This is a genomic window from Pseudomonas sp. JL3 (genome assembly GCF_031570575.1).
Lineage (GTDB): Bacteria > Pseudomonadota > Gammaproteobacteria > Pseudomonadales > Pseudomonadaceae > Aquipseudomonas > Aquipseudomonas cucumis.
Genome location: NZ_JAKWJK010000014.1, coordinates 38114 through 63756 on the forward strand (window position 1 = coordinate 38114; position 25643 = coordinate 63756).

At 60.1% G+C, this 25643-nt stretch carries 20 protein-coding genes; 13 read left to right on the top strand and 7 right to left on the bottom strand.

Annotated elements, in window-relative coordinates; all coding sequences use genetic code 11:
* Positions 1–2: 2 nt before the first annotated feature.
* The 6 genes from MMG91_RS21420 to MMG91_RS21445 form a co-directional block, all read right to left on the bottom strand.
* The gene (locus MMG91_RS21420; RefSeq protein ID WP_310660620.1) at positions 3–800 is read right to left on the bottom strand and encodes a DUF4123 domain-containing protein; all 798 of its coding nucleotides are present in this window, start codon (positions 798–800) and stop codon (positions 3–5) included.
* Positions 797–2119, bottom strand: a complete 1323-nt coding sequence (locus MMG91_RS21425; RefSeq protein WP_310660621.1) for a contractile injection system protein, VgrG/Pvc8 family — start codon at positions 2117–2119, stop codon at positions 797–799. The genes MMG91_RS21420 and MMG91_RS21425 overlap by 4 nt, the downstream gene beginning before the upstream one ends.
* Before the next feature lie 234 nt (positions 2120–2353).
* Positions 2354–4267, bottom strand: a complete 1914-nt coding sequence (gene speA / locus MMG91_RS21430) for an arginine decarboxylase (protein ID WP_310660622.1) — start codon at positions 4265–4267, stop codon at positions 2354–2356.
* 219 nt (positions 4268–4486) lie between these two features.
* A complete protein-coding gene (locus MMG91_RS21435; RefSeq protein ID WP_095052966.1) occupies positions 4487–4858 on the bottom strand; it encodes a translation initiation factor Sui1 in 372 nt (123 codons plus the stop codon).
* A 181-nt stretch (positions 4859–5039) separates the two neighbouring features.
* Complete coding sequence (locus MMG91_RS21440) at positions 5040–5609, bottom strand: NUDIX hydrolase (RefSeq protein ID WP_305448045.1); 570 nt, start codon at positions 5607–5609, stop codon at positions 5040–5042.
* 3 nt (positions 5610–5612) lie between these two features.
* The gene (locus tag MMG91_RS21445; protein WP_310660623.1) at positions 5613–6680 is read right to left on the bottom strand and encodes a DUF2333 family protein; all 1068 of its coding nucleotides are present in this window, start codon (positions 6678–6680) and stop codon (positions 5613–5615) included.
* A gap of 288 nt (positions 6681–6968) precedes the next feature.
* Between MMG91_RS21445 and gcbA the strand changes: the two genes are divergently transcribed.
* The 13 genes from gcbA to MMG91_RS21510 all read left to right on the top strand — a co-directional run bounded on the left by gcbA (position 6969) and on the right by MMG91_RS21510 (position 24916).
* Positions 6969–8639, top strand: coding sequence for a diguanylate cyclase GcbA (gene gcbA, locus MMG91_RS21450; protein ID WP_310660624.1), 1671 nt, complete (start codon positions 6969–6971; stop codon positions 8637–8639).
* 954 nt (positions 8640–9593) lie between these two features.
* The gene (locus MMG91_RS29015; RefSeq protein ID WP_370694721.1) at positions 9594–10637 is read left to right on the top strand and encodes a methyl-accepting chemotaxis protein; all 1044 of its coding nucleotides are present in this window, start codon (positions 9594–9596) and stop codon (positions 10635–10637) included.
* A gap of 188 nt (positions 10638–10825) precedes the next feature.
* Positions 10826–12565: a protein-disulfide reductase DsbD gene (locus MMG91_RS21460; protein ID WP_310660625.1), complete on the top strand. Its 1740-nt coding sequence runs from the start codon at positions 10826–10828 to the stop codon at positions 12563–12565.
* 132 nt (positions 12566–12697) lie between these two features.
* A complete protein-coding gene (aroQ, locus tag MMG91_RS21465) occupies positions 12698–13150 on the top strand; it encodes a type II 3-dehydroquinate dehydratase (protein WP_007937215.1) in 453 nt (150 codons plus the stop codon).
* 48 nt (positions 13151–13198) lie between these two features.
* A complete protein-coding gene (gene accB, locus MMG91_RS21470) occupies positions 13199–13666 on the top strand; it encodes an acetyl-CoA carboxylase biotin carboxyl carrier protein (protein WP_310660626.1) in 468 nt (155 codons plus the stop codon).
* Between the two features lie 17 nt (positions 13667–13683).
* Complete coding sequence (gene accC, locus MMG91_RS21475) at positions 13684–15042, top strand: acetyl-CoA carboxylase biotin carboxylase subunit (protein ID WP_305448041.1); 1359 nt, start codon at positions 13684–13686, stop codon at positions 15040–15042.
* 179 nt (positions 15043–15221) lie between these two features.
* Positions 15222–16100: a 50S ribosomal protein L11 methyltransferase gene (gene prmA / locus MMG91_RS21480; protein WP_305448040.1), complete on the top strand. Its 879-nt coding sequence runs from the start codon at positions 15222–15224 to the stop codon at positions 16098–16100.
* Positions 16101–16130: 30 nt separating this feature from the next.
* Positions 16131–17351, top strand: coding sequence for a DUF3426 domain-containing protein (locus tag MMG91_RS21485; protein WP_305448039.1), 1221 nt, complete (start codon positions 16131–16133; stop codon positions 17349–17351).
* A 185-nt stretch (positions 17352–17536) separates the two neighbouring features.
* Positions 17537–18547: a tRNA dihydrouridine synthase DusB gene (dusB, locus tag MMG91_RS21490; protein WP_007907421.1), complete on the top strand. Its 1011-nt coding sequence runs from the start codon at positions 17537–17539 to the stop codon at positions 18545–18547.
* Entirely contained in the window at positions 18544–18864 is a 321-nt protein-coding gene (gene fis, locus MMG91_RS21495) for a DNA-binding transcriptional regulator Fis (protein ID WP_007907419.1), read from the top strand. Before dusB ends, fis begins: the two co-directional genes overlap by 4 nt.
* Before the next feature lie 81 nt (positions 18865–18945).
* Positions 18946–20553, top strand: a complete 1608-nt coding sequence (purH, locus tag MMG91_RS21500; RefSeq protein ID WP_305448037.1) for a bifunctional phosphoribosylaminoimidazolecarboxamide formyltransferase/IMP cyclohydrolase — start codon at positions 18946–18948, stop codon at positions 20551–20553.
* A 190-nt stretch (positions 20554–20743) separates the two neighbouring features.
* Positions 20744–22039: a phosphoribosylamine--glycine ligase gene (gene purD / locus MMG91_RS21505; RefSeq protein ID WP_310660627.1), complete on the top strand. Its 1296-nt coding sequence runs from the start codon at positions 20744–20746 to the stop codon at positions 22037–22039.
* A 99-nt stretch (positions 22040–22138) separates the two neighbouring features.
* Positions 22139–24916, top strand: coding sequence for a response regulator (locus MMG91_RS21510; protein WP_310660628.1), 2778 nt, complete (start codon positions 22139–22141; stop codon positions 24914–24916).
* On the opposite strand, the gene MMG91_RS21515 is transcribed toward MMG91_RS21510, so the two are convergent.
* Positions 24904–25638: a hypothetical protein gene (locus tag MMG91_RS21515; RefSeq protein ID WP_310660629.1), complete on the bottom strand. Its 735-nt coding sequence runs from the start codon at positions 25636–25638 to the stop codon at positions 24904–24906. The genes MMG91_RS21510 and MMG91_RS21515 overlap by 13 nt on opposite strands.
* Positions 25639–25643: the final 5 nt, after the last annotated feature.

Here is a 25643-nt window from a genome sequence, read left to right on the forward strand (position 1 = left end):
CTTCAGGGTTGATCGTTCTGCCACAGGTTGCGCAGGCTATCGAGACGCTCCTGCTGGGTGATTCCCGACAACGACTGCCCAGGCACTGCGTCGGGGTGCTGCAAGCGCAACCATAACCAGCCATCGAGCACCGGACGTTCGCTGAAACCCAGCGCCAGCCCTTCCTGCAAGTAAGCCCATACGTTGTTGTAGTCGGTGCCTGTGGATCGGCTCCAGCGCCAGGCGTGTTGTTCCAGCAGGCAGGTTTGCAAGGTGTCTCGCTGACGCGGGCTGAGGTTTTCTTCGATGGCCAGCGGCCGGACCGCAAGCCGCGGATTGAACAACTGCTGCCAGCCCTGACAGCCTATGGCCCGGTCGGCCCAAGTGCCGCCGAACCAGCGCAACTGATCGATTGGACCGAGCCAGCGACTCAGCTCCTGCGCATCGCAGGCATCAAAAAAATAACTCGCCGTGTGTGGGTTGTAGTAATTCAGCAAGGCCCGGTGATGCAGACCCAAAGTGACCGTGAGCATGCGTCGCAAATGCTCCAGCAACCGCGATGGCGATGCTTCACTGGCCAGCAGCAACCCGCTCCAGGTATCTGGCGCACTTTGGCACAACTCGGCCAGCGCCGGGCATTCGCGAAGGTTGACCAATACCGGCCCATACTCACGCAATGGGTGAAACTCGGTGCCTTCGAAAAGCCGGAACCATCGGACATGAGCAAACTGTTGTCGCAAACCCGCGTCGGCCTGAAGCACGTCCGGCACATCGAACAACAGCCATTGCGGGGTCGAGTCGGCCGCCTGAACGGCGATCATGCCGCACCGCTCTGGCCGAGCTGCGTCGCCGCCCGGCAGGTGCAAAAGGATTGTGCGCAATGACTGAAACTGCCGCCGCCGGGTAACAGGCACAGGAGCACCAAGGGTTCGCTGGATTGCAGCAAGCCCTGCAAGCCCTCGAGCACCGGGCTGACATCGGTCGTCAAGGTGGGTTGCAGGTCGGGTATGACTGGCTCTGCACTGGAGGCTGCGCCGGGAAGAAATCCGCTGATCAAGGGTTGATCCGGATCGCCTTCGATAAAGCTCACCAGCACCTGCGCCCCTTCACTCAACGGCAGGGTGCCCGCGCCTTCCAGCTCGGGAGCCAACGGCAACCAGCAGTGGCTGGGCGCTGCGCCCTCTCCCTGGTAAAGCCAGTCAAACTGCACGGCAACCGGTCTGGACGGATCCGGTTGAAATTCATCGACCTCGACCACCCACGCCCGCTGCAGGCTGTGCATCCTGGGTTTCACGCCCGAATGAGGTGCCACGAAAGGCATTTCCTGCACAACGGCCCGTAGTTGGTTGCTATAAGGAAGCTCTGGTTGCTGCCCTCCCTGATGCTCGACATGGGTCAATAGCCAGAGACGATTCCAGTCCACACACGGATGGCCGGACAGCGGCATCAGTTGGCCGCTGCGCAGGGTCGCCAGATTGGTCTGGCCTTCGGCGATTTGCCCGCAGCCGTGCAGCTTGAACTGACGCACACCTGGTTGTTCGTTCTCACCCTTGAAGACGCTCTCTTCGCCACGGCTAAACTGCCCCAGGCCATCACCGAAAACCAGACAGTGTCCGCGTGAGCGGTGTTCGAAGTAGTAATGAAGCCGTTCCTGGGCGCACAGGCGCTGGAGAAATTGCAGGTCTGATTCCCGGTACTGCGTGCAGAAATCACGGGACGGGTACTCGCCGCTCAGGTCGAAGCGCCGATCCTTGCCGGCAATGCCGTGCTCCTTGAGTACTTGAGCGAGAATATCCGGCACCGAGCGCTGGCTGAAGATTCGCTGATTGAAGCGCTGGGCCAGACACGCCAGCCTGGGCCCCAGACGCACACGGCAAAGCCCGGGTTCGCCACCATGGCCAAGCTGAACGAGGCCAAGCAACTGCCCGTGAATACCCTGCCCCCGGGGCCCGAAGTGTAAAAAGGCCGAGCGGTACAGCAGGTTCGCAAGGTCCAGCGTCGGGTCATCGTTCAGCAGATCCACCTCGAACACAAAAGGCTCGCTGATGGCTTCACTACCGGTAAAGGCCAAAACCTCAAAGGGATCGGGAAGACCCGCTATATCCAGACGAAATGACGGCTCGTTGACTGGATCGAACATCGGCGATTCTCTACAGGAGGGGCGGCTGGGGATTCTCGCTGAGAGACATGGCCGAGTAGAGTGCCGAAGTACAACTTAGGAAATGACCTACGTGAAAAGAAGACCACATCCCTTGGATAGCCCGGTGCGTGGGTCATTTCGCTTGAAAAAAGAGAAGTCCCGCACCAGGCCATCTGAAATTTCCCTCAACGAATGGAGAATTTTCAGACAACCCGATGAGAACGGAGCGTTACCTCAAGAAGACAGGTAAGACGAACGGGTCAGGCCCAGACGCAAGGCATCGAGGAACTGGGTGCGCTCGGCGGCGCTGATGCGGGCACTGGCGCACTTGTCGCGGTAGTGGGTCATCAGCTCTTCCGGCGACAAGTGCACGTAACGCAGCATGTCTTCGATGGTGTCGTGGGTTTCGATACCGGCGTGGTACACGCTGCCGTCGGCATTCTGATAGATGTTCACCGAGTCGGTGTCACCGAACAGGTTGTGCATGTCACCGAGAATTTCCTGATAAGCACCCACGAGGAAGATCCCCAGCAGATAGTCTTCACCTTCGTTCAGACCGTGTACCGGCAAGCTGGTCTCGATGCTCTGCTCGTCGACGTATTGCTTGATCTTGCCGTCGGAATCGCAGGTCAGGTCTTGCAGCACCGCACGGCGCAGTGGCTCTTCGTCGAGACGGTGCAGCGGCAAAATCGGCAGGACCTGGCCGATGGCCCAGGTGTCCGGCAGGCTCTGGAATACCGAGAAGTTGCAGATGTACTTGTCGGCCAGCTTGTCGTTGAGTTCGTCGAGCACCTGACGGTGGGAACGCTGACGGGCCTTCAACGAGTTGTGCAAGCGGCGGCAAACGGCGAAGTAGCATTGCTCGGCCAGGGCTTTTTGCGCCAGGGTCAGTTTGCCATCGGCGTATTGAGTGGCCACGTCGCTCATGTAGTGCGTGGCGCGCCAGTAGGTCTCGGTGACCATTTCGATGTCGGTCGGGCCAAGCAGGTCAACCAGCCACTGCACGGTTTCCGGCAGCTCTTCCTTGTTTTCGATCTTCGGCACGTCGTCGTTGTGTTTCTCGACGTCGGTCACCTGCACCACCAGCATGGCGTGGTGAGCAGTCAGGGAGCGACCGCTTTCAGAGAAGATGTTCGGGTGCGGCAGGCTCTGCGCGTCGCAGAACTCCTTGAGCATCCCGACCACGACACCGGCGTAATCGTCCATGTCGTAGTTGATCGAACTGGCGTTACGCGAGTGAGTACCGTCGTAGTCCACGCCCAAGCCGCCGCCGACATCGATGTGATCCACCGGCAGGCCAAGGTTGCGCAACTCGCCGTAGTAACGGATCGCTTCCTTGAAACCGTGCTGGTAGTCCGCCAGGTTGGCGATCTGCGAGCCCATGTGGAAGTGCAGCAGGCGAATGCCCTGATCCAGACCGGCAGCGCGGAAACGCTCGACCACCGACAGCAGTTGCGCCGCCGACAAGCCGAACTTGGATTTTTCGCCACCGGTGTCTGCCCACTTGCTCGACGCCAGGGACGACAGACGCACGCGCAGGCCGACCTGCGGCTTGACCTTGAGCGACGCCGCTTCTTCGATCACCAGACCGACTTCGGACTCTTTCTCGATCACGATGAACACGTTGTGACCGAGCTTCTGGCCCATCAGCGCCAGACGGATGAACTCGCGGTCCTTGTAACCGTTGCAGACGATGGTGCCGCCCTTCGGCGCCAGCGCCAGTACCGCCAGCAGCTCAGGCTTGGAGCCGGCTTCCAGACCGATCGATACGTTCTGGGTGGCGATGATGTTTTCAATCACCGCTTCCTGCTGGTTGACCTTGATCGGGTACAGCGCGGTGTACTTGCTCTGGTATTCCAGGCGCTCGATGTTGGCGTCGAATGCACCGGTCAGCTGACGTACACGGTCTTGCAGGATGTCAGGGAAACGCACCAGCAACGGCAAGGACAAACCGCTTTTGCGCAGTTGATCGACTTGCTCGAAGAGGTCGATAGGCGAACTGGTCGGACCGTTCGGACGAACTTCGACGCGACCGGCGTCATTGATCGCGAAATACCCGGCCCCCCAATGGCGAATCCCGTAAACACTGCGGCTGTCCGCAACTGTCCATTGGCTGCCATCGTCTTTGCGTGTGCGTCGTACGGACATTGAAGTCCCCTATAAAGAAGTCATAGAGCGTCGCCTGGGTTCAGGCCGGCGCAGTCTAAAGAATGAAAATGACGGTTCGTCAACGAGGGGGTAGACCTCGCTGACCGCAGTGAGTTTAGAAACCGGTCATGAACAGGCTCTGTGAAAACCATGGAGACGACGCCAGGCCGAAATGAAATCAGGGCTGGATCAAGCCGCGGGTGGTTTTCACAGAGGCTGCTAGCCGCCGGACTTCTTCGCCTTGAAACCGTGTTTGATCAGCTCGGCCAAGAGTAGCTCGACATGATCGCCCTGGATTTCGATGATCCCGTCTTTCAACGCCCCACCGGTCCCACAACGTTTCTTCAACGTGGTGGCCAGTTCCTTGAGCGCGTCTTCGGCCAGCGGCACGCCGGTGATGGTGGTCACCGTCTTGCCGCCACGGCCCTTGCTTTCGCGACGCACGCGAGCGATGCCGTCGCCGGCCGGGATAACGGTTTGTTTGCAGATGCAGGCATCCACCGGTTGACTGCAATCCGGGCAATGACGACCTGCGTCGGTGGAAAATACCAGGCCACCAAGGGCGGCGAAGGATGCGGCTTTTTTGGCCACCGGCAATCCTCTTGGGAGGACAAAGACTGGTCGTGGCAGGGCCATCGACCGCGAAGCCCCACTCAGGCAGGGGCAGCGCTACTGACCGGACGCCCTTACAAAAGGAGTACCGGTTCAGCTTGAAAAGGTCGCGCAGTGTAACGGCAAAAAGCCGACTTGCTAAGAGCCAATCGGCGCCAATTTATAGCTCTTTTGCGACGCCATCCCCTTGGGCGCGAAGATAGCGCTGCAAGGCCGCCAGAGAGTCCGGGCAATAAGGCTTCTGCGTGATTTCCAGCAGGACCTGATCGATCGGGATGAAGCGCGCTTCTAGCACTTCTTCCGGTTGCAGGATCAACGGACCGTCCCACACCGCCGAAAACGCCGAACACCAGAGTCGGTTGCCGGTGTCCTCGAAGAAAAAGTGATCATGGGCAGTCAGTTCCACACCGCTCACGCCCAGCTCTTCTTCCAGCTCACGGGCCGCCGATTCGGCGTAAGTCTCGGTGGCCAACACCATGCCGCCGGCCGCCACGTCCCAGTAACCGGGGTATATCGCTTTGCTCAGGGTGCGCCGGTGCACGCACAGCTCACCGGCAGAATTGAACAGCATGATGTAGGTGCCGCGGCCGATCAGCTCGCGTTCGCGCAGCTCGGAACGGACCAGAGCGCCGAGCAGGTTGTCCTGCTCGTCGACCCAGGCGATCTGTTCGGCATCGGAGGCCGCGCGATGGGCGGCCTCCCGCATGCTATCGACCAAGCTATCGGCCATGACTCAGCCCTGATTGAGCAGTTGACGCAAATCGATCACCGCGGCGTTGGCCCGGGAGATGTAGTTGGCCATGACCAGCGAGTGGTTGGCCAGCACACCGAAGCCGCTGCCGTTGAGGATCATCGGGCTCCAGACCGGCTCTTGCGAGGCTTCCAGCTCACGAATGATCTGGCGCACGCTGACCGTGGCGTTCTTCTTCGCCAGCACATCGGCGAAATCGACTTCGATGGCACGCAGCAGGTGAGACAACGCCCAGGCCTGACCGCGGGCTTCGTAGAACACGTTATCGATCTGCAGCCACGGGGTTTCGATGACTTCTTCGTCAACCTGCGGCACCTGCCCCAGCGCCGGGACTTCGGTTTTCAGCGCGGTGTTGAGCTTGACCCGGCCAACACTGGCCGACAGCCGTTGCGACAGCGAACCCAGACGGGTTCCGACATCACCCAGCCAGTTGTTCAGGTTGTCGGCGCGGGCATAGAACAGCGCACTTTTCTGGTCAGGCCCCGACAGACGTGCCTGATAGCGGCTCAGGGAATTGATGCCTTCCAGGTACTCGGATTCACTGGATGGCAGCACCCAGCTTTTGTTGTCAAAGTTGAAACGCGGCTCGGCCTTGGCCAGGTCGGCGTCTTCGGCGGACTGCGACTGGGAACGGGCGAAGTCTTTACGCAGCGCACGACTCAGGTCGCGGACCTGGACCAGCACGCCATATTCCCAGCTCGGCATGTTGTCCATCCACAGGCCCGGCGGGAAACGGTCGTTGGAAATATAGCCGCCCGGTTTGGTCAGCAAAGTGCCGGCAACGGTCTTGAGGGTTTCCACCGTGGTGTACCCGACAACCATTTGCTTGCCATCTTTCTCGGCCGCCACCTGAGCATTCTGCTGAACCGGAAACAGCGCAGGCTCCTGGCTCCAGTACCAGCCCAGCGCGATCGCCACCAACAGGTAAAGAACAATCAGAGTAGCCAGCGCCCGGCTGAACAACAGGCCGCCAAAATAACTGCGGGTGGCCGATTTCGGTTCAGCGGCACGTTCAGGCGCGCTGCCTGTGCGGTTCTTCCAGTCCAGCATGGCGGTATCCTTTCAATCACTTGAGTTCATCGGTTCGACCACAACCCTACGCCATCGTGCGTCATTTGCCCGCATTAAATCCGGCGGGACACAGCGAACCACACAATGACTGCAGCCGAGTCGCCACTATAAATGAAGCACAGCGTTGAGCCTATGCGACCAGTCGGTCAGAAACTGAATGAAGTCGCTTTGCAGATTATTGACCTACGACACTCATGCAATCGAAAAGAGGTGCTAGCATAGAGCCACCAGTCGATCTCAGCATGCACCCTAACTAGTAGTCAGGATATGACCGAGCCAGAAGACCCCAGCCGTGAGCGCCTCAAGCACCACTTTGCCCAGCGGGTAATTCATCAGGCACGTCAGATTCTTGAGATATGGCAACGCCTGCAACGCAACGAATGGTCCACCACCGACTTGTCGGAGCTGAGTGAGGCCAATCTGCGCTTGCTGCGCTTTGCCGAACGTTTCGAACAACCGGAACACACCCAGCTGGCGCGCCACATCGGCCAGTCGCTGGAAGCGGTCGATGCCAACCGCGGACGCCTGAGCAGCGGACTGATCACTGACCTCAATCGCCTGATGCAGCGCCTGTCCCGCACCGGCCTGCGCCATGGCGACCAGCTCGAACAAACCTTCCTGCCGCCGCTGCGCAAACCGATCTACGTGATGTTGCAGGATCACGACCGGGCTGAGCGGCTGGCCAAGCAACTTGAATTCTTCGGGCTCAGCGCTCAATCCCTCGACAGTGTCGCCGCGTTCCGCTCCTCGATGGTCGAGCGGTTGCCGGCGGCGATTGTCATGGACGTCGACTTCAGTGGCACCGGCATCGGCCTGAAACTGGCGGCCGAAGCCCAGGAAGGCCTCGATCAACCCCTGCCGCTGTTGTTTTTCAGCCTGCACGAAACCGATACCCCGACCCGCCTCGCCGCCGTGCGCGCCGGTGGCCAGGAGTTCCTCACCGGCACCCTCGAAGCCTCGAGCCTGCTGGAAAAGATCGAAGTCCTGACCTGCGTCGCCCAGTACGAACCTTATAAAGTGCTGATCATCGACGACTCCCGCGCCCAGGCCTTGCACACCGAACGCCTGCTCAATAGCGCAGGGATTGTCACGCGGACCTTGATCGAACCGATCCAGGCCATGGCCGAACTGGCGGACTTCCAGCCGGACCTGATCATCCTCGACATGTACATGCCGGCCTGCACCGGTACTGAGTTGGCCAAGGTGATCCGGCATAACGACCGCTATGTCAGCGTGCCGATCATTTATTTGTCGGCCGAAGACGACCTGGACAAGCAGCTCGACGCCATGAGCGAAGGCGGCGACGATTTCCTGACCAAACCGATCAAGCCACGGCACCTGATCACCACCGTGCGCAACCGCGCGGCGCGGGCGCGCAATCTGAAAGCGCGGATGGTGCGCGACAGCCTGACCGGCTTGTACAACCACACCCACATTCTGCAATTGCTCGAAGACTGTTCATTCCGCGCCCGGCGCGAAAACAAGCCGCTGAGCTTTGCGATGCTCGATATCGACCACTTCAAACGGGTCAACGACAGCCACGGCCATCCCATGGGCGACCGGGTGATCAAGAGCCTGGCGCTGTTCCTCAAGCAACGGTTGCGCAAGACCGACTTCATTGGCCGTTACGGCGGTGAAGAGTTCGCCATCGTCATGCCGGACACGGATATCGAATCGGCCTACAAGGTGCTCGATGAAATCCGCCAGCGCTTTGCCGAAATTCATTACCCGGCTCAGCCGCAGGATCTCTGGTGCACCTTCAGCGCCGGCGTCGTTGAACTGCGCGAAGACTCTGACAGCCTTCTGATGGCCAGTCAGGCAGACGAGGCGCTGTACCGCGCCAAAGACGCCGGACGCAACCGCGTGCAAGCCGCGCGGGAATCAAAGCAAAGTGCCACTTTTTCATCGGAATCGACCCATTCGGTCATAACTCTGTAATAGAAACGCAATAACTTCAGGCACTTACCATTCTGCCGTTGGTAGACCATGATGCGCCTGAAGCTGTTGACCAATCTCAATACCCTCCTTCTGGTCGCCGTGTGCGTGGCCCTTGGCGCCACACTCTGGTGGTCGCAAAAAGCCCTGGAACGCCCTTATCTGTTGATGGAGCGTTACTTGGGTCTGTCTCAGCAGTTCCAAAATGAAGTGGCGCGCAACGTCGAGGATTACCTGACCAGCGGCGATGCCCTGCGTCTGAGCAATGCCAGCCTGGCCATCAGTAGCCTGCAAAAGGAACTCGGTGAGTTGCCGCCGGTATTGGCTGACACCTTGCGTCCGAGCCTGACGAATCTGGATGAATTCAGCAAAACTGATCTGTTGGCCGCTGGCAAACTCGCTGGCGACCCGCAAGCACTGCTGCTGCAAGCCGAACGCGAACTCGGTGCCAGTCTTGATCAGATCAGCCAATACGCCAGCGGCAACGCGGCGTACCTGACGCCCTTGCTGATTGCCTCCCAGCACTTGGGCAAATTGTCCTTGGCTCGGGACAAACTGGTCAGCAGTGGTCGCAGCGAACTGGCCGCTGATGTCGAACGCGAAGTCGCTAACATCCGCACTCAAGCCGAGCAACTGGACGCTTTACCGCTGCTGGGTGTGACCGCCAGCACCGAATCGAACACCGATGATTTCGCCGCGATGATGGGGCTGGATAACACCGAGAAAACCGTCGCCGAAGATGCCGGCGTCGGCCTCAAGCGTGAACTCAACAGCCTGCTCACCCGCTACCCTTCGGAACTGGCGCGCACTCGCGAACAGATCCAGAAACGTACCGACCTCAGCACCGCGACGCACTTGAAAATCGCCGCCGTGCAGCAGTCCATCGCCGGGCTGGAACCGGTGGTGCGTGCCCAGCACGGGCAGATCCAGAGCGAAGTGCGGTTGATGCAAGGGGTGATGATCGGGCTGATTTTGCTGATCGCATTGCTCATCGATACCTTGCAGCGACGCCTGGCCCGAACCCTGACCAACCTCGCCCCGGCGCTGTCGACCTGGGCCGAAGGTGACTTCAGCCGCGACATTCAACTGGGCGCGACCAACCGCGAACTGCATGACATTCAAGCCTCGCTCAATCGCTTGCGCGCCTATCTGGTCGACCTGGTGGGCACCATTCGCCTCAACGCCGAGCAAGTCGCCGGCAGCAGCCGAACGTTGGCCGAATTAAGCAATGACCTGCACAGCGGCGCCGAGCATCAGGCCGGCGACACTGCGTTGATCCGCGATTCTCTCGGTGAACTCGAGGCGACAATTCAACAAGTCGCCGGTGACGCCAGCCAGGCTGCCGATGCCAGTCGTCATGCGGGACTGGCGGTGGAACACGGTCAGAAAGTGATCGGCCTGAGCCTCACTGGGCTGCATGCGCTGGTGGGCGAAGTGCAAGGCAACGCGCAGATGATCGAACATCTGGCTGAAGAGTCGGCGACCATCGGCGGCGTGCTGACGGTGATCCGCTCGATTGCCGACCAGACAAACCTGCTGGCCCTGAACGCCGCCATCGAAGCGGCCCGCGCCGGAGAAATGGGCCGAGGGTTTGCGGTAGTGGCCGAAGAGGTTCGCTCACTGGCACAACGCACCGCCGGGGCCACCGCCGAGATCCAGACCCTGATCGCCGGCCTGCAAACCGCCGCGCGGCAATCGGTCGAAGGCATGCGCGCCCAGGTCGAACACGCCGAAGCCACGGCCAATCAGGCCCAGGCGGCTGACGGTGCGCTGGATAAAATCGTCGGGGCGATCCAGACCATTTCCGACACCGCCGTGCGCATCGCCGATGTCACCGCCCAGCAAAGCGGCGCTGTCAGCGAAATCCGCGATCACAGTGAGCGGATTCACCAATTGGGTGGGGATAACCTGCTGCGCATCGGCGAGGGGCGTGAGCAAGGGGAGAATTTGTTGGTGCTGGGCGGGCGGTTGCATACAGCCGTTCAGGCCTTTCGGGTCTGACAGTTTCTCTTCCCAATGATCGTTCCCACGCTCTGCGTGGGAATGCCTCAATAGATGCTCTGCGTCCGCTGTTGGGACGCAGAGCGTCCCGGGCTGCATTCCCACGCAGAGCGTGGGAACGATCATGCCTCCTGCATACCCTTCCGACGTCCGCTATCATGCCCACACTTTCGATACGCGAGATTGTCATGCGCCGTTTGCTCTGCCTGTTGTTTTTAGTGCTCGCCCTGCCGGCCTTTGCCGCCGGGTTGCTGGACAGTCGGCCCAGTTCCACGCTGGGTTCGATCAACAACAGCGCCGACTTCCTGCCGGTGCGCGAAGCCTTTAAGTTGAGCCTGGTAGAAAGCACGCCGCAATCAATCAAGCTGCGCTTCGTCGCCACCGAAGGTTATTACCTCTATCGCCATCGCTTCCAGTTTCGCGCCGACCCGGCCGACATTGGCCTCGGTGCGACGCAACTGCCCAAGGGCGAACAAAAACACGATGAGTACTTCGGCGATGTCGAGGTTTATCACGGCATTCTCGACATAGAACTGCCGCGCACGGATTCCCGCGCCTTTACGCTGGTCGTGAGCTATCAGGGCTGCGCCGACAAAGGCCTGTGCTACCCACCCGAGACCGAACGCCTGAGTATTGAGGGCAGCGGCGCCACGACCACAACCTGGGACTGGCGCGAACTGGCGCTGTTTTTCCTCGCCGGTGTTGGCCTGACCTTCACCCCCTGCGTGCTGCCGATGCTGCCAATCCTCTCCGGGGTGGTCCTGCGCGGGCAGGTCGGTGGTTTACGCGGCTTCAACCTGTCGTTGGCTTATGTGCTGCCGATGGCCGTGTGTTTCGCCCTGCTCGGTGCCTTGATGGGAATGTTCGGCGCGCAGCTCAATCTTCAGGCGCGCTTGCAGTCGGCCTGGGTGCTGGTGCCATTCGCGATGTTTTTCGCGGTATTTGCATTGGCCATGTTTGGCGTCTTCGAACTGAAACTCCCCCACGCCATCAGTAGCCGCCTGGACCGGATTGCCGGGCGTACCGAAGGCGGCTCACTGTGGGGCGCGGCGGTGCTGGGCGTGGTGTCGAGCCTGCTGGTTTCGCCTTGTGTATCGGCACCGTTGGCCGGCGCGCTGCTGTACATCAGCGCCAGTGGCGACGCTCTGGGCGGCGGCTTGAAATTGTTCATGCTCGGCCTGGGCATGGGCGCGCCGCTGTTGCTGGTGGCGACCGGTGGCGCGGCCTGGTTGCCGAAAAGCGGCCCGTGGCTGATCTACGTGAAAAACGCGATTGGGGTGCTACTGCTGGGGCTGGCGATTGCTTTGCTCAGTCGGGTATTGCCGGGCCAGATCACCTTGCTGTTGATCGGCTTGCTCGCCGGCGGCGTCGGGTTATTTATGGGCGCGCTGGAATTTGTCTATAAACCGCCGAGAAAACGCCTGGGACAATTGCTCGGGATGCTCCTGCTGTTTTATGCCCTGGCCTGTTGGTACGGCGCGTTCAGTGGCCAGACCGACCCGCTCAACCCCATCGGCCAACCGCGCATTGTCGTGGACAACAGTCAACCGCAAATCGTCGGCAACTGGCAAACCATCACCACTCCAGCGGAACTGGACCGCGTCCTCGCCGAAGCCAAATCCTCCGGCACGCCGCTGCTGCTCGACTGGTACGCCGACTGGTGCATCAGTTGCAAAGTCATCGAACACGAAGTTCTCAACGATGCCAAGGTCATCGAAAGCCTCAAAGGCTATCGATTGATCCGTTTCGACATCACCGCCAGCAATGTCGAACAACGCGCCCTACTCGACCGCTACACGCTATTCGGCCCTCCGGCGCTGATGTTTTTTGGTAAAGATGGCGTCGAACGTGCCGATGTGCGGGTGATCGGTGAGATCAGCGCGAAGAACTTCGCCGAACGTGTTGCGAAAGCAAATGACCGGAATTAATTACCTGGTCATATATTTCGCGTAAACATCGGCCATCGTGCCGGCTATTGCATAGAACTGGACAGTCACAAAGGCTTTGCGGCATAGTCGCCTGGTTCTGACAATTGCACACAGATGACAAAGGAGCAGCAGATGGCGACCCTATTGGTTTTACACGGCCCCAACCTGAACTTGCTCGGCACCCGGGAACCGGGCGTCTACGGTGCAACAACGCTGGCGCAGATCAATCAGGATCTGGAACAGCGAGCACGCAATGCCGGCCACCATTTGCTCTACCTGCAAAGCAACGCCGAGTACGAATTGATCGATCGCATCCACGCTGCTCGCGGCGAAGGTGTGGACTTCATTCTGATCAATCCAGCAGCTTTTACGCATACAAGTGTCGCATTACGTGACGCGCTGCTGGCCGTGAGCATCCCATTCATCGAAGTGCATTTGTCTAACGTGCACAAACGCGAACCTTTCCGCCATCACTCTTACTTCTCCGACGTTGCGGTGGGAGTGATCTGCGGCCTTGGCGCCAGCGGTTATCGACTGGCCCTGGAGGCCGCACTAGAGCAGCTTGAAAGACAGGCAACGGCTTGAACAACAAGCGTTAAACGCCCCTGACCGACCCTTGGGAGTTGATGATTCATGGATATCCGTAAAGTTAAGAAACTGATCGAATTGCTGGAAGAGTCCGGTATCGACGAACTCGAGATCAAGGAAGGCGAAGAGTCCGTACGCATCAGCCGTCACAGCAAGACGCCGGCTCAGCAGTACTACGCTCCCGCTCCTATGCATGCTCCGGCGCCTGCGCCTGTTGCTGCTGCTCCGGTTGCCGCCGCAGCTGCTGCTCCGGCTGCTCCGGCTGCCCCAACGCTGAACGGCAACGTTGCCCGTTCGCCGATGGTCGGCACGTTCTATCGCAAATCTTCGCCGTCCTCGCCGTCCTTCGTTGAAGTCGGCCAGACCGTGAAGAAAGGCGACACCCTGTGCATCGTCGAAGCCATGAAGATGATGAACCACATCGAAGCTGAAGCCAGCGGTGTGATCGAATCCATCCTCGTCGAAGACGGCCAGCCGGTTGAGTACGACCAACCGCTGTTCACCATCGTTTGAACCGCGGAGAAACTTTGATGACTGCGAAGTTGGAAAAAGTTCTGATCGCCAACCGCGGTGAGATTGCCCTGCGGATTCTACGTGCCTGCAAAGAGATGGGCATCAAGACTGTCGCCGTTTATTCCAAGGCCGACAAAGAGCTGATGCACCTGGGACTGGCAGACGAATCCGTCTGCATCGGTCCGGCCTCGGCCGCGCACTCTTACCTGCACATTCCGGCCATCATCGCCGCTGCTGAAGTGACTGGCGCTACCGCCATCCACCCAGGCTACGGCTTCCTTGCGGAAAACGCCGACTTTGCCGAACAGGTCGAGAACTCCGGGTTCGCGTTCATTGGCCCGAAAGCCGAGACCATCCGCCTGATGGGCGACAAGGTATCGGCCAAGCACGCCATGATCGCTGCCGGCGTGCCGACCGTTCCGGGTTCCGACGGCCCACTGCCTGAAGACGAAGAAACCGCTCTGCGCATCGGTCGCGAAGTCGGTTACCCAGTGATCATCAAAGCCGCTGGCGGCGGTGGTGGTCGCGGGATGCGCGTAGTTCACAAGGAAGAAGACCTGATCTCCTCGGCGAAACTGACCCGCTCCGAAGCGGGCGCAGCGTTCGGCAACCCGATGGTCTATCTGGAAAAATTCCTGACCAACCCACGCCACGTGGAAGTTCAGGTGCTTTCCGATGGCCAGGGCCATGCGATTCATCTGGGTGACCGCGATTGCTCGCTGCAACGTCGCCACCAGAAGGTTCTCGAAGAAGCACCGGCACCGGGCATCGACGAGAACGCGCGCGAAGAAGTCCTCGCACGCTGCGTCAGGGCTTGTATCGACATTGGCTATCGTGGCGCCGGCACCTTCGAGTTCCTGTACGAAAACGGCCACTTCTACTTCATCGAGATGAATACTCGTGTCCAGGTAGAGCACCCGGTTTCGGAAATGGTCACCGGCATCGACATCGTCAAGGAGATGCTCAGCATCGCCGCTGGCAACAAGTTGTCGTACACCCAGAATGACGTCGTTATCCGCGGTCACGCGCTGGAATGCCGGATCAACGCCGAAGACCCGAAAACGTTCATGCCTAGCCCAGGCACGGTCAAGCATTTCCACGCTCCAGGCGGCAACGGCGTCCGCGTCGATTCGCACCTGTACAGTGGCTATGCCGTTCCGCCGAACTACGATTCGTTGATCGGCAAGCTGATCACCTACGGCGCAACCCGTGATGAAGCCATGGCGCGCATGCGCAATGCGCTGGACGAAATCGTTGTCGACGGGATCAAGACCAACATCCCGCTGCACCGCGATCTGGTCCGTGATGCTGGCTTCTGCGAAGGCGGAGTCAACATCCACTATCTGGAACACAAGCTGGCTGGCGAAAAGCATTAAGCAGTGATCCATACCAACAAAGCCGCTCTCGAGCGGCTTTGTTGTTTCTGGACATTGCCCGGCCCTACAAAAAAGCATGCACGTATCGGCCTTGTCGTCTTCTGCCTCGCGCTCGCGTAAACTTGCGCGCTTCTCGCAGCCCGCTAGGCTGCAATCTATATTTTTCAAAGGTGCCCGCCATGCCTTGGCTGCAAGTCCGTCTCGCCATCAGCCCAGAACAAGCCGAAACCTACGAAGACGCTTTCCTGGAAGTGGGCGCCGTATCGGTGACTTTCATGGACGCCGAAGATCAGCCGATTTTCGAGCCGGAACTCAATACCACCCCGCTGTGGTCGCACACGCACCTGCTGGCGCTGTTCGAAGGTGGCACCGAAGCCTCCAGCGTGCTGGCCCATCTCGAGTTGCTGACCGGCAGCCCGTTGCCGGAGCATCACAGCGAAGTGATCGAAGACCAGGACTGGGAACGCAGCTGGATGGACGGTTTCCAGCCGATGCGTTTCGGCCAGCGCCTGTGGATCGTGCCGAGCTGGCACGCCGCGCCAGAGCCTGACGCGGTGAACCTGTTGCTAGACCCGGGGCTGGCGTTCGGCACTGGCACTCACCCGACCACTGCGCTGTGCCTGGAATGGCTCGACGGTCAGGACCTGAAAGGTTGCAACGTGCTCGATTTCGGTTGCGGCTCGGGGATTCTGGCGATTGCCGCGCTGTTGCTGGGTGCCAAGCAAGCCGTCGGCACCGATATCGACGTGCAGGCACTGGAAGCCTCCCGCGACAATGCCGGTCGCAACAACATTGCTGACGAACTCTTCCCGCTGTATTTGCCGCAAGACCTGCCACAGGTTCAGGCCGACGTGCTGGTGGCCAACATTCTTGCCGGCCCGCTGGTTTCGCTGGCGCCGCAACTGTCTAGCCTGGTCAAGCCGGGCGGTCGCTTGGCGCTGTCGGGCATCCTCGCCGAACAAGGTGAAGAAGTCGCCGCCGCCTACGCTCAGGACTTTGATCTGGACCCGATTGCCAATCGCGACGGCTGGGTACGCATTACTGGCCGTCGGCGCTAGAATGAGCGCCTGCATAAACCGGATTGCCGCATGACCGACAGCTTCGTCACTCAGTGCCCGCATTGCCAAACCAGCTTCCGCGTCAGCCATGCTCAGTTGAGCGTGGCCCGTGGAGTGGTTCGTTGCGGCTCGTGCTTGCAGGTGTTCAACGCCGCCAAGCAGTTGCTCGAGCAGCGGGCCGGCAAGGAGACGGTCAAACCGGTTGCACCGGCGCCCGTCGAACCGCCCGTACAGCGAGCCATCAGCCAAAAGCAATGGACCGCTGCGGAAATGGATCTGGACAGCCTGGATCTCGACGAAGAGCTCGCCCGGCTCGAACAGCGGGAAATCCAGCCAACTACGGAATTCACTCGGCCCCGCGAAGACAGCCTCAGCGCTCGCCGCGATACCACCGAGCACGACCAGGCCCCATGGTCCGACAGTCTCTTCAGTGAATCGGCCGCCGATCGTGCAAAAACCGCCGACGCACCCACGCCAGAACCGACGATCGAGCCGAGCAAACACTCGCGCACCGAGCCTTCGCTGTCGCTGGAGCCCGCGGATCTGGACGACGAACCCGAGATCCAACAGCTGCGCCTGCACGACCCGCTCGACGCCCCGATCCCCTTTGGCAGCCTGTCGGCGACTCCCGATGAAGTCGACGACGACCTGCCCTCGGTCGAGCCCCTGCGCAAGCGACGCGAACGCAGCGGGCCGGCTCTGCGCGCGGAAGAGCTGGAGGATCTGACCGACGACCCGTTGCAACTGGACTGGCAAAAACGTCGCTCACCCTGGGGCCGGCGCTTTTTCTGGCTGCTGCTGATCCTGCTCGGCGCCGCCGGCCTCGCCGGTCAATACGTCGCCTACCACTTCGACGAACTGGCGCGCCAGGACCAGTACCGTCCGTGGTTCCAGCAACTGTGCCCGCAGATCGGCTGCACCGTGCCATCCAAAGTCGACATCGCGAAGGTCAAAAGCAGCAATCTGGTGGTCCGCAGCCACCCGGACTTCAACGGCGCCCTGGTGGTCGATGCCATCATCTACAACCGTGCGCCCTTCTCCCAGCCCTTTCCGCTGCTGGAGCTGCGCTTTGCCGACCTCAACGGCCACCTGATCGCCAGCCGTCGCTTCAAGCCCGGTGAGTACCTCAACGGCGACCTCGAAGGCCAGGCGGAAATGCCGCCGCAAACGCCGATCCACATCGCGCTGGACATTCTCGACCCAGGCCCCAAAGCGGTGAACTACAGCCTGAGCTTCCATTCGCCCGAGTGAAACACTCAAGCGTTGCAGGCTTGACGGCGGTTTCCTGACTTTGGCCGTTCAAACCAAACCGCTGGCGATAACGAATTAGTTGTTCAGATTTTGTTCAATTCAGCCTTTATCCAGTCATCGAGAGCGGGTATCATGCCAACCCTTTTTCGAACTCTCATGATCCGGCCCCACAACAGGGAAGTCCTATGTCGGCGGTACGCATCGGTCCATATACATTGCACAACGGCTTGATCCTCGCCCCCATGGCGGGCGTCACCGACCAGCCCTTTCGTCAGCTGTGCAAACGACTGGGCGCGGGCCTTGTAGTCTCGGAAATGGTCACCAGCGACATGAGCTTGTGGAACACCCGCAAATCTCGGATGCGCATGATCCACGAAGGCGATCCCGAGCCCCGCTCGGTACAGATCGCTGGCGGAGATGCGCAGATGCTGGCGGATGCAGCCCGGGCCAACGTTGAACTGGGCGCACAGATTATTGATATCAACATGGGCTGTCCGGCCAAGAAGGTCTGCAACAAGGCCGCCGGCTCCGCCCTGTTGAAAGATGAAGCGTTGGTGACCGAGATCCTGCAGGCCGTGGTGGCCGCAGTCGATGTGCCGGTCACCCTGAAGATCCGCACCGGCTGGGACCGGGCGAACAAGAACGGCCTGACCGTGGCGAAGATCGCCGAACAGGCAGGCATTACGGCGTTGGCGGTGCATGGCCGCACCCGTGCAGATCTGTACACCGGTGAAGCCGAGTACGACACCATTGCCGCGATCAAGCAGGCGGTGTCGATCCCGGTCTTCGCCAATGGCGATATCGATTCGCCCGAGAAGGCCCGGTACGTCCTCGACGCGACCGGTGCCGATGGCCTGTTGGTAGGTCGGGCTGCCCAGGGGCAGCCATGGATTTTTCGTGAAATCGACCATTATCTGCGTACCGGCGAAAAACTCCCGGCACCGGAACTGATCGAGGTGGAACGTATTCTGCTTGAGCATCTGGCTGCGCTGCATGCCTTCTATGGCGACGTCATGGGCGTGCGCATAGCTCGCAAGCATGTGGGCTGGTATCTCGCAACCTTGCCGGGCGCCAGGGAGTTCCGCGCCCACTTCAATCGTTTGGAAGATACGGAAGCACAATGCGCCTACGTTCGGGCCTTCTTCGCCGAACGCTACAAGAGCCTGACAGGGGACGGAGAAGGGGTGGCTGCATGACGATGATGACCGAGACTTTAGTGAGTGGAACAACACCCGTGAGCGACAACGTGAATTTGAAACAGCACCTCAACACGCCGAGCGAAGAAGGTCAGACCCTTCGCGGGAGTGTCGAGAAGGCGCTGCACAATTATTTCGCCCACCTTGAGGGCGCTGCCGTCACGGATGTGTACAACCTGGTGCTTTCCGAAGTCGAGGCTCCCCTGCTCGAATGCGTGATGAACTACGTCAAGGGCAACCAGACCAAGGCCAGTGAGCTGCTCGGGCTGAACCGGGGCACCCTGCGCAAGAAACTCAAGCAGTACGATTTGCTGTAAGCATTCAATCAAACCAGAAAGGCGCCCGCGTAAAACCGGTCGCCTTTTTTGCTGACTCCTTTGCTTTTGATGGAAATTGAAATGACCGACCAGACTACCCGCCTGCCGATCCGCCGCGCCTTGATCAGCGTTTCCGACAAGACCGGGATCCTTGAATTCGCCAAGGAGCTCGAAGCCCTGGGCGTCGAGATCCTTTCCACCGGCGGGACGTTCAAGCTGCTGCGTGACAACGGTGTTGCCGCAGTGGAAGTCGCGGATTACACCGGTTTCGCAGAAATGATGGACGGTCGGGTGAAAACCCTGCACCCGAAAATCCACGGCGGGATCCTCGGTCGTCGCGGTATCGACGACGCCATCATGAACGAGCACGGCATCAAGCCGATCGATCTGGTTGCGGTCAACCTGTACCCGTTCGAAGCCACCATCAACAAGCCAGGCTGCGACCTGCCGACCGCCATCGAAAACATCGACATCGGCGGCCCGACCATGGTCCGTTCGGCAGCCAAGAACCACAAAGACGTAGCTATCGTGGTGAATGCCAGCGATTACGCCAACGTCCTGGAAAGCCTCAAGGCCGGCGGCCTGACCTACGCTCAGCGTTTCGACCTGATGCTCAAGGCCTTCGAACACACCGCCGCCTATGACGGCATGATCGCCAACTACATGGGCACCGTGAACCAGGCGGCTGAAACACTCAGCACCGAAGGTCGCAGCGAATTTCCGCGCACCTTCAACAGCCAGTTCATCAAGGCCCAGGAAATGCGCTACGGCGAGAACCCGCACCAGAGCGCGGCGTTCTACGTTGAAGCCAAGCCTGCGGAAGTCGGCATCGCCACCGCGACCCAACTGCAAGGCAAAGAGCTGTCGTTCAACAATGTGGCCGACACCGACGCCGCGCTGGAATGTGTGAAGAGCTTCGTCAAACCGGCCTGCGTGATCGTCAAGCACGCCAACCCGTGCGGCGTGGCCGTGAGCCCGGACGCTGAAGGCGGCATCCGTCAGGCTTACGAACTGGCCTACGCCACCGACACCGAATCGGCGTTTGGCGGCATCATCGCGTTCAACCGCGAGCTGGATGCTGAAACCGCCAAGGCCATCGTCGAGCGTCAGTTCGTCGAAGTGATCATCGCCCCTAGCGTCAGCGAAGAAGCTCGCGCCATCGTTGCTGCCAAAGCCAACGTACGCCTGCTGGCCTGCGGCGAGTGGTCAGCTGATCGCGCTCCGGCCTGGGACTACAAACGCGTCAATGGCGGTTTGCTGGTGCAGAGCCGCGACATCGGCATGATCAGCAGCGAAGACCTGAAAGTGGTGACCAAGCGCGCACCAACCGAACAGGAAATCAACGACCTGATCTTCGCCTGGAAAGTCGCCAAGTACGTTAAATCCAACGCCATCGTCTACGCCAAGAACCGTCAGACCATCGGTGTCGGCGCTGGCCAGATGAGCCGCGTGAACTCCGCGCGTATTGCCGCGATCAAGGCTGAACACGCCGGGTTGCAGGTAGCAGGCTCGGTGATGGCCTCCGACGCCTTTTTCCCGTTCCGTGATGGTCTGGACAACGCGGCCAAGGTCGGCATCACTGCGGTGATCCAGCCGGGCGGCTCGATGCGTGATAACGAAGTGATTGCTGCTGCCGATGAAGCCGGTATCGCCATGGTCTTCACCGGCATGCGCCACTTCCGTCACTAACTAGACGACGGCCGCACTGAAGCCGGCATCTGCTGCGTTGGAGCCGACCTCGATGATGCTCATTGCCAAAAGGCAACTCCGCTCATCGAGATCGACTCCGCCTTGCATCTACCGACTTCATTGCGACCTCCTACAGCGTGAAGCGCTTTAGGTTCTAAAAACAGAATTAGCGTCATCCGAGGTTTTTGAAATGAATGTTTTGATCATTGGCAGCGGTGGCCGTGAACACGCCCTGGCCTGGAAAGTGGCTCAGGATCCGCGCGTGCAGAAAGTTTTCGTTGCCCCGGGCAACGCCGGCACCGCCATTGAAGCCAAGTGCGAGAACGTCGCTATCGACGTGCTCGCCCTCGAGCAGCTTGCAGATTTCGCGGAGAAAAACGTTTCCCTCACCATCGTCGGCCCGGAAGTGCCGCTGGTCGCCGGTGTCGTCGATCTGTTCCGCTCCCGTGGCCTGGATTGCTTCGGCCCGACCGCTGGCGCTGCTCAGCTGGAAGGTTCGAAAGCCTTCACCAAAGACTTCCTGGCACGCCACAAGATTCCGACTGCCGATTACCAGAACTTCACCGAGATCGAGCCGGCCCTGGCTTATCTGCGTGAAAAAGGCGCACCGATCGTGATCAAGGCCGATGGCCTGGCCGCCGGTAAAGGCGTGATCGTGGCCATGACCCTGGGCGAAGCCGAAGACGCGGTGCGCGACATGCTCGCCGGCAACGCGTTTGGCGACGCCGGCTCCCGCGTGGTGATCGAAGAGTTCCTGGACGGCGAAGAAGCCAGCTTCATCGTCATGGTCGACGGCAAGAACGTATTGCCGATGGCCACCAGCCAGGACCACAAACGCGTCGGCGACGGCGATACCGGCCCGAACACCGGCGGCATGGGCGCTTACTCCCCGGCACCGGTCGTCACGGCCGAAGTCCATCAGCGGGTCATGGACCTTGTGATCTGGCCGACCGTGCGTGGCATGGCCGAGGAAGGTAACGTTTATACCGGCTTCCTCTATGCGGGCTTGATGATCGACAAGGCTGGTAATCCAAAAGTTATCGAGTTCAACTGCCGTTTCGGCGATCCTGAGACCCAACCGGTGATGCTGCGCTTGCAGTCGAGCCTGGTGTTGCTGGTCGAAGCGGCTCTGGCGCAAGCGCTGGACAAGGTCGAAGCGCAATGGGATCCACGTCCGAGCGTCGGCATTGTATTGGCCGCGGGCGGGTATCCGGGTGACTACGCCAAAGGCGCTGCCATCAACGGCCTGGACGCAGCCGCGACACTGGAAGGCAAAGTCTTTCATGCCGGCACTGCGCTCAAGAGCGGTCAAGTGGTGACCGCCGGTGGTCGAGTGCTGTGCGCTACCGCCATGGGCACCAGCGTCGATGCAGCCCAGCAGCAGGCTTACAAACTGGCGGCTAAAATCGACTGGGAAGGCTGCTTCTACCGCAAGGACATTGGCTACCGCGCCATTGCCCGCGAGCGTGGCGAAAATCAGGAATAAGCTATCCATCCGGCCAGGCAAGGGCTTGCGGCCCTTGCCTGACTATTCCGGCGCCGCGCATAGTTATACTCTGGCATCAACCTATGAAGGGATTTCGCCGTGCGCTGGCTCAGGATTGCCATAGGCTTCACCGTCACTCTGCTGACCTTGCTCTGCATGCTCCCGGCCCAAGCCGCGCAAGGCAGTGGCTGGGCGGTATTGCTCGACGAACAGGGCGACCTGCAGCTGAGCGACATCCGCTCCAGCCGCTACACCAATCAATTCAGCCCCATTGAACTCGAGCGCCTCACCGCGGCCGCGCCCGAGGGTGCGCTATGGCTGCGTTTCAGGCTCGCGCCCGGCAAGCATGAACAGTTGCTGCGAGTGTTCGCGCCGGACCTGTCGCACCTCAATCTGTATGTGCTCGACGGCGACCAGTTGATCGATCAACTGAATACCGGTGCCGGGCAGCTCCAGGCTACCCGCCCCCTCCCCAGCAGCGACTTCATGTTGCCACTGCCACAAAGCGACAAAACCCTCGATGTCTACCTGCGGTTGGTCTCCGAACACCAGTTGCGGCCTTACATCACCCTGCAATCGGCGGTCATGAGCGCAGCCACTCAGAACCTGACGCTGATCTACGGCCTGCTCTTTGGCTGCCTCGGGATGCTGATCCTGCATAACCTGACCCGTTACATCTACACCCGCTCGCGCAGCAGCCTTTGGCTGGCAGCGTGCGAAGGGCTGCTGATGCTCAGCCTGGTGTTGCTGCTGAACCTGGCCCGGCCATGGTTGCCGAACTGGTCCGCCGTGCAAACACCCGGCGCCTACCTCGCCTTGCTGATGACCGCACCTTGCGGCCTGATGTTCGCCTACCGTTTCTTCGCTCCGCTCGGCCCCCACCCGCTGAACAAGCTGCTGCTGGGGGACATCCTGTTCATCGTGGTCTGCGGTTTGCTATTGCTGTTCGTCAACACACTGCCACTGAACCTGATCACCTACGGGCTGGTTGCTCTGGCGGGCCTGAGTATGTTGTTCGCCGGTGCCCATCACTGGCAAAAAGGTTATCGCCCGGCGCGCCTGTTCGTGGCGGCCATGGTGGTATTCAACCTCGGCACATTGATTATCCTGCCCGCGCTGCAGGGGCTGACCCTGGTCGCTCCGCAAGGCCTGATCATCATTCTGCTGGTGTTTATCTGTATCAGTGGCCTGTTGATGAGTATTGCCTTGGGCGAGCGACAGCGCAGCATCACCGAAGACCGTTTCAGCGTCAGTCGCGATCTGGCCGCGAGCAACGCCGAAATCAACGCAAAAGCCGAATTTCTGGCGAAGATCAGCCACGAAATCCGCACCCCGATGAATGGCGTGCTGGGCATGACCGAACTTCTGCTGGGCACACCGTTGTCGGTCAAGCAGCGTGATTACGTGCAGACCATCCACAGCGCCGGCAACGAACTGCTGACCCTGATCAACGAGATTCTCGACATTTCCAAACTCGAGTCCGGGCAGATCGAACTGGACGACGTGCAGTTCGACCTCAACGCGCTGATCGAAGACTGCCTGAGCATCTTCCGCGCCAAGGCCGAGCAACAGAACGTCGAGCTGATCAGCTTTATCCAGCCACAGGTGCCACGTGTCATCAGCGGAGATCCGACGCGCCTGCGCCAGACCCTGCTGAGCCTGCTGGAAAACGCTCTGAAGAAGACCGACGAAGGCGAGATCCTGATCGTCGTCGCTCTGGATGAACGCAACGCCAAACCGCGACTGCGCATCGCCGTGCAGGACAGCGGCCAGCCCATGGAGGCGGAAGAACGCGACGCGCTGATGCATGCCGAACTGCACAGCAAACACTTTCTCTCGGCCACCAGCCTGGGGGGCAATCTTGGACTGGTCATCGCCCGTCAGCTGATCCGTTTGATGCAGGGTGAATTCGGCATCAAGAGCGGCGCCAACCAGGGCAGCACTTTGTGGCTGACCCTGCCACTGGACCCGGACCGTCTCGAACATCCGACGTCGGACCTGGACAGCCCGCTGCAAGGCGCACGCGTACTGGTCGTGGACGACAACGACACCTGTCGCAAGGTGCTGGTGCAGCAGTGCAGCGCCTGGGGTCTGAATGTCAGCGCGGTGCCGTCCGGCAAGGAAGCCCTGGCGCTGCTGCGCACCAAGGCCCACCTGCGCGATTACTTCGACGTGGTCCTGCTGGACCAGAACATGCCCGGCATGACCGGCATGCAACTGGCTGCCAAGATCAAGGAAGACCCGAGCCTGAATCATGACATTCTGCTGATCATGCTCACCGGCATCAGCAACGCCCCGAGCAAGATCATCGCGCGCAATTCCGGGATCAAGCGAATTCTCGCCAAACCGGTGGCCGGCTACACCCTCAAGACCACGCTGGCGGACGAACTGAACCAGCGCAACAAAGGCCTGTCCGTCTCCCAGCAACTGCCCACCGGCCCTACCCTTCCGGTCAAGGTGCCTAGCGATTTCCGCATTCTGGTGGCCGAAGACAACAGCATCTCGACCAAGGTCATACGCGGCATGCTGGGCAAACTCAATCTGCAACCGGACACCGCCTGCAATGGCGAAGAAGCCCTGGCGGCGATGAAAGCCCAGCGCTACGACCTGGTGCTGATGGACTGTGAAATGCCGATCCTCGACGGTTTCTCCGCCACCCAGCAACTGCGTGCCTGGGAAGTCGGCAACCAACGGATACGCACCCCCGTGGTGGCGTTGACCGCACACATCCTCGCCGAACACAAAGAGCGCGCGCGCCAGGCGGGCATGGACGGGCACATGGCCAAACCGGTCGAGCTGTCGCAACTGCGCGATCTGATCGAGCATTGGGTTGCACAGCGCGATCATCAGAGTCGGGCGACGGCTCAAACCTCCTGAGCAGCCTTTTGCGATTCGATCAGATCCGGAGCGTCGTCAGTCAGGCGTAACATCATAACCTGGCCCTCACGCTTTTCCCTGATCTTGAAGGCAACAGCCTCACGTGCAGGACCGTAGAGGACTTCTGAAAGATTGGCCCGGGCGTAACGCATGCTGACAACGCCAGGCACATCCTCGGCCCGATACAGTTGGGTCAAAGGGTTGGGGTTTATCTCCAGAGACGTCTTGAACTCAAGGTACATGCTTGTGATTGCGGTCGGTGCTCTCGCCAGAATCACCAGCAGACGCACAGCCTTGGTAGGCGCAGTCACTTCGGTCGATTCATCGACGGACACCTTTTGCATGTGGCTGCGCAGCAAGCTCATACCAGGGTCTGCGCCCGACACACCCGCCACCCGTGCCAATGTTGCGGCAGTAGCTTGCCCTTCGCCTGAATCACCTTTGGACATTGCCGCGATCACCCATTCGATCGCAGACTCGACGCTGTTCTCGGTGATTAGCCTTTCCTCTCGCGCCTTTGTTTGCCGCAACCAGAAATCATCTAAAACCTCCACATAAGCGTTATACCAATCAGCCTTTGGATCTTTTTCAACCTTTTTATTGGCAACCAATTGCGCCAGAAGCACCGAATTGACTAAATCATCATGAGCTGCCAACCCATCAGATTCAGGAACAATCACGATAGCCCTACCAACGACCGACACAGAATAATCGCAACTCATATCAG